The 3,345-nt window shown below is 48.4% G+C and carries 3 protein-coding genes; all 3 read left to right on the top strand.

Annotated features, from left to right (window positions below):
- Positions 1 to 905 (top strand): N-6 DNA methylase (locus IBX50_RS18770; RefSeq protein ID WP_292257929.1); only part of this gene is annotated, 905 nt, incomplete at its 5' end.
- Complete coding sequence (locus IBX50_RS18765) at positions 898 to 2,163, top strand: restriction endonuclease subunit S (RefSeq protein ID WP_292257928.1); 1,266 nt, start codon at positions 898 to 900, stop codon at positions 2,161 to 2,163. The genes IBX50_RS18770 and IBX50_RS18765, both read left to right, overlap by 8 nt.
- Positions 2,164 to 2,246: 83 nt before the next feature.
- The coding region (locus IBX50_RS18760; RefSeq protein WP_292257927.1) for a hypothetical protein at positions 2,247 to 3,345 on the top strand (1,099 nt) is incomplete at its 3' end.

Raw genomic sequence — 3,345 nt, 5'->3', positions numbered from 1 at the left:
TGACCTTTGATCGTGTTATCGCCAATCCGCCTTTCAGCCTGAAAAAATGGGGCAAAGAAGAAGCCGACAATGACCGTTATGGTCGTTTCCCCTATGGCACACCGCCCAAGGATGCCGGAGACCTGGCGTTTGTGCAGCACATGATCGCCAGCCTCAATGCCGAAGGCATGATGGGTGTGGTGATGCCGCATGGCGTGCTGTTTCGGGGTGCTACTGAAAGGGAAATCCGCAAAGGCATACTGACCGACGACCTGCTAGAAGCCGTAATTGGCCTGCCAGCCGGTTTGTTTTATGGCACCGGCATTCCCGCCTGCCTGTTGATCATCAACAAAAACAAAGCACCTGAACGCAAGGGCAGGGTGCTGTTTATCAACAGTGAACTGGAATACGAAGAGGGCAAAAACCAGAACAAACTGCGGCTGGAAGACATCAACAAAATCGTCAGCACCTTTGACCAGTATGCCGAAATCAAACGCTACTCCAAGGTTGTGCCCCTGTATGAAATTGCTGAAAACGACTACAACCTGAACATCCGCCGTTATGCCGACACCAGCCCACCCCCGGAAATCTTTGATGTGCGCGCCCTCCTGCATGGCGGCATTCCGGTCAGAGAAGTGGAAAGCGAATACATCCGTGAAGAAATCCTGATCGATTTTGATGTCAGCTGTGTGTTTGACCGCAGGGATAACGACTACTTTGACTTCAAACCCAGCATTACAAGCAAAGAACAACTGCGTGACCTCATCCAGCAGCAAGCTCCCGATGCTGAAAACACTTCAGCCGTCATCAGCCAGGTCGAGCGCTGGTGGGACAAGTACAAAGTCTCGCTGAAAGAACTGGATCAGCAGGTTGCAGAAGCTGAGAACGTGATGAAGGGTTACCTGAAGGAGCTGGGGTATGAGTGAACGGATACCAGAGGGGTGGTGTGCTGAGGAACTGGGAAACCTTGCTAAAAAAATTGAAGGCGGTGGCACTCCATCACGAAATGAACCAAGCTTTTGGGGTGGGTCTATTCCTTGGGCGACAGTAAAGGATTTACGAGGTACTGCCTTATGCAACACTCAGGAGTCTATTACCGAAGCTGGCTTGGAAAATAGTTCAAGCAAGCTTATACCAGCAAATACATTGATTCTTGCATGCCGAATGGCGGTAGGTAAGGCTGTTTTCTTTGATCGGGATGTAGCCATTAATCAGGATTTGAAAGCATTTTATCCTAGGTCAGATGTGGACTGGCGTTTCCTGCTTCAATGGTATGTTGCTAAGTCACATGTTATTGAGGGGCTAGCAACAGGGTCTACGGTCAAGGGAATTCGGCTAGAAAACTTAAAAACTCTGCCGATCAATACCCCGCCACTCCCCGAACAGAAAAAAATCGCTGCCATTCTGTTATCCGTTGATGAGGTGATCGAAAAAACACGCGCCCAAATCGACAAGCTTAAAGACCTGAAAACCGGCATGATGCAGGAGCTGCTGACCAAGGGCATCGGCCACACCGAGTTCAAAGACTCACCCGTGGGGCGGATACCGGCTAGTTGGAAAGTAACTGATTTGGCCTCTATTGTTGTGCCGAAAGGGTTGCAAACCGGCCCGTTTGGAAGTCAGCTTCATGCTCACGAATATGTAGAGTGGGGAGTTCCTGTTGTCATGCCCAAGGACATGAAGGGAAGTCGAATTGACTCCCGCACCATTGCTTATATCCCACTAGGAAGAGCTGAACAGCTTTCAAAGCATAGAGTGAAGTACGGCGATGTTTTATTTGCTAGGCGCGGTGATATTGGTCGATTTGCATTGGTTGAAAGAGCCAATGAGGGCTGGCTTTGTGGTACTGGTTGCCTTAAAGCGCGTTTTGCTCCGTCAATTGACCCCATTTTTATATCCTGCTACTTGATGCAGCCACCAGTGGTTGAATGGCTCAATGCGAACGCTGTTGGTCAAACCATGCTGAATCTCAACACCTCAATACTGGCTGATTTGCCAATCATTCTCCCGCCAGAGAATGAACAGAAAACTATAGGGGGAGCTATTAGCTCACTGGATAGTCAGGTCAACTCGATGACAAGAAAGCTAGCAGGATTGATTAAAACTAAAAAAGCCCTGATGCAAGACCTGTTAACTGGCAAGGTTAGAGTCAAAGTCGATCAAAAGGAGCCAGCTGTTGCCTGATAAAACTCAACTTGCACTGTCATGCTTCAGTTGAAACAGGTTGTTGCTGATGACGAGTGCTCCTGCTTAACGGTATTTAGCTGATGAATAGAGAGCGAGCCAAATCCAGCCTGAATAATGGGAGCTTTTTGTTTCGATTTAGAAGTGCCAAGGCGCTTCTTGATGATACTCCTGAAAATGGTGGTTTTCAGGAGCTGGAGAAACAGACGATCTACTTTGCCAAACCGGAGGAGCTTAATGACCCTATGGAAGGTCTCAGCGATGCGTTCTGGGATGGAGATGACGTGCTTTGGGAGAATTTTTTCAACCACTATGTCCTTTCATTGCTATGGTACACGCACAAATGGCTGCTCTATAAGCCCGATGAAATTCATGAAGCAAAAGTCGATGCTTGGCTGACAGAGGATGACCTGCCGACTGATATGTTTCGGGCTCTCTATCATGAGCTTTGTTCAGACGTGTGCACTACTGTCGAGGCTCCCGAACTCGCCCACATACTAGGTCGCCGAACTCTGCCTCTGCGGCGAGAACGCTTGATAAATCTGATTTTTTTGGTGCATCAAGATGCAGTGCCGCACTTATTTCGCGTTTTAAAAAAGCATGGTCTGGTAAGAGATGAACTGCCTCCCAAAGCCTCAGATGTAAAGCCAGTAAAAACTACGCTGGAATGCTGGGAGGAAATGGCATTGTCTCCCTCTAAGACAAACATGCCAATAGAGGATCAGCTTGAGCTTTTATCCAGCATTACCAATAGGGTGAGTCACGAACTAGATTTGGGTATGCTCACTCGAATAGAAAGACTTGACGAGGGGCACAAGTTACTTGCACTGATGTCGAGATTCCCTGAAATGTATGTCGATGCTTTTTTAAGAGACCTCCACTTTACTCCTTGCCGTGTTGCCTGTTTTAGTCGTCAGTGCACGAATGCCTCTATGTGGGGAACTTATGGAAGTGAACACCGTGGCGCTGCACTCATTTTCCGAACAGAGCAACAGAGTGGTGATCATTATTTACGGGTCAAGGGGCTGACGGGGGCACCGGCTTCAGGGGTAAACCTAAAAGTTCATAACGTTGAATATGGCAAACGCCCCCCGCTACTCGATAGTTTTCACGTAATCGGCAGATTACCGATGCCCAAGCTGGAAGCCACATGGTTGGTTACAAAAGATGGGCGAACCAGCA

It is taken from the genome of Marinospirillum sp., assembly GCF_014859565.1.
Note: the sequence above shows the minus strand (reverse complement) of the source record. Positions and strands in the feature narration are given on the sequence as shown.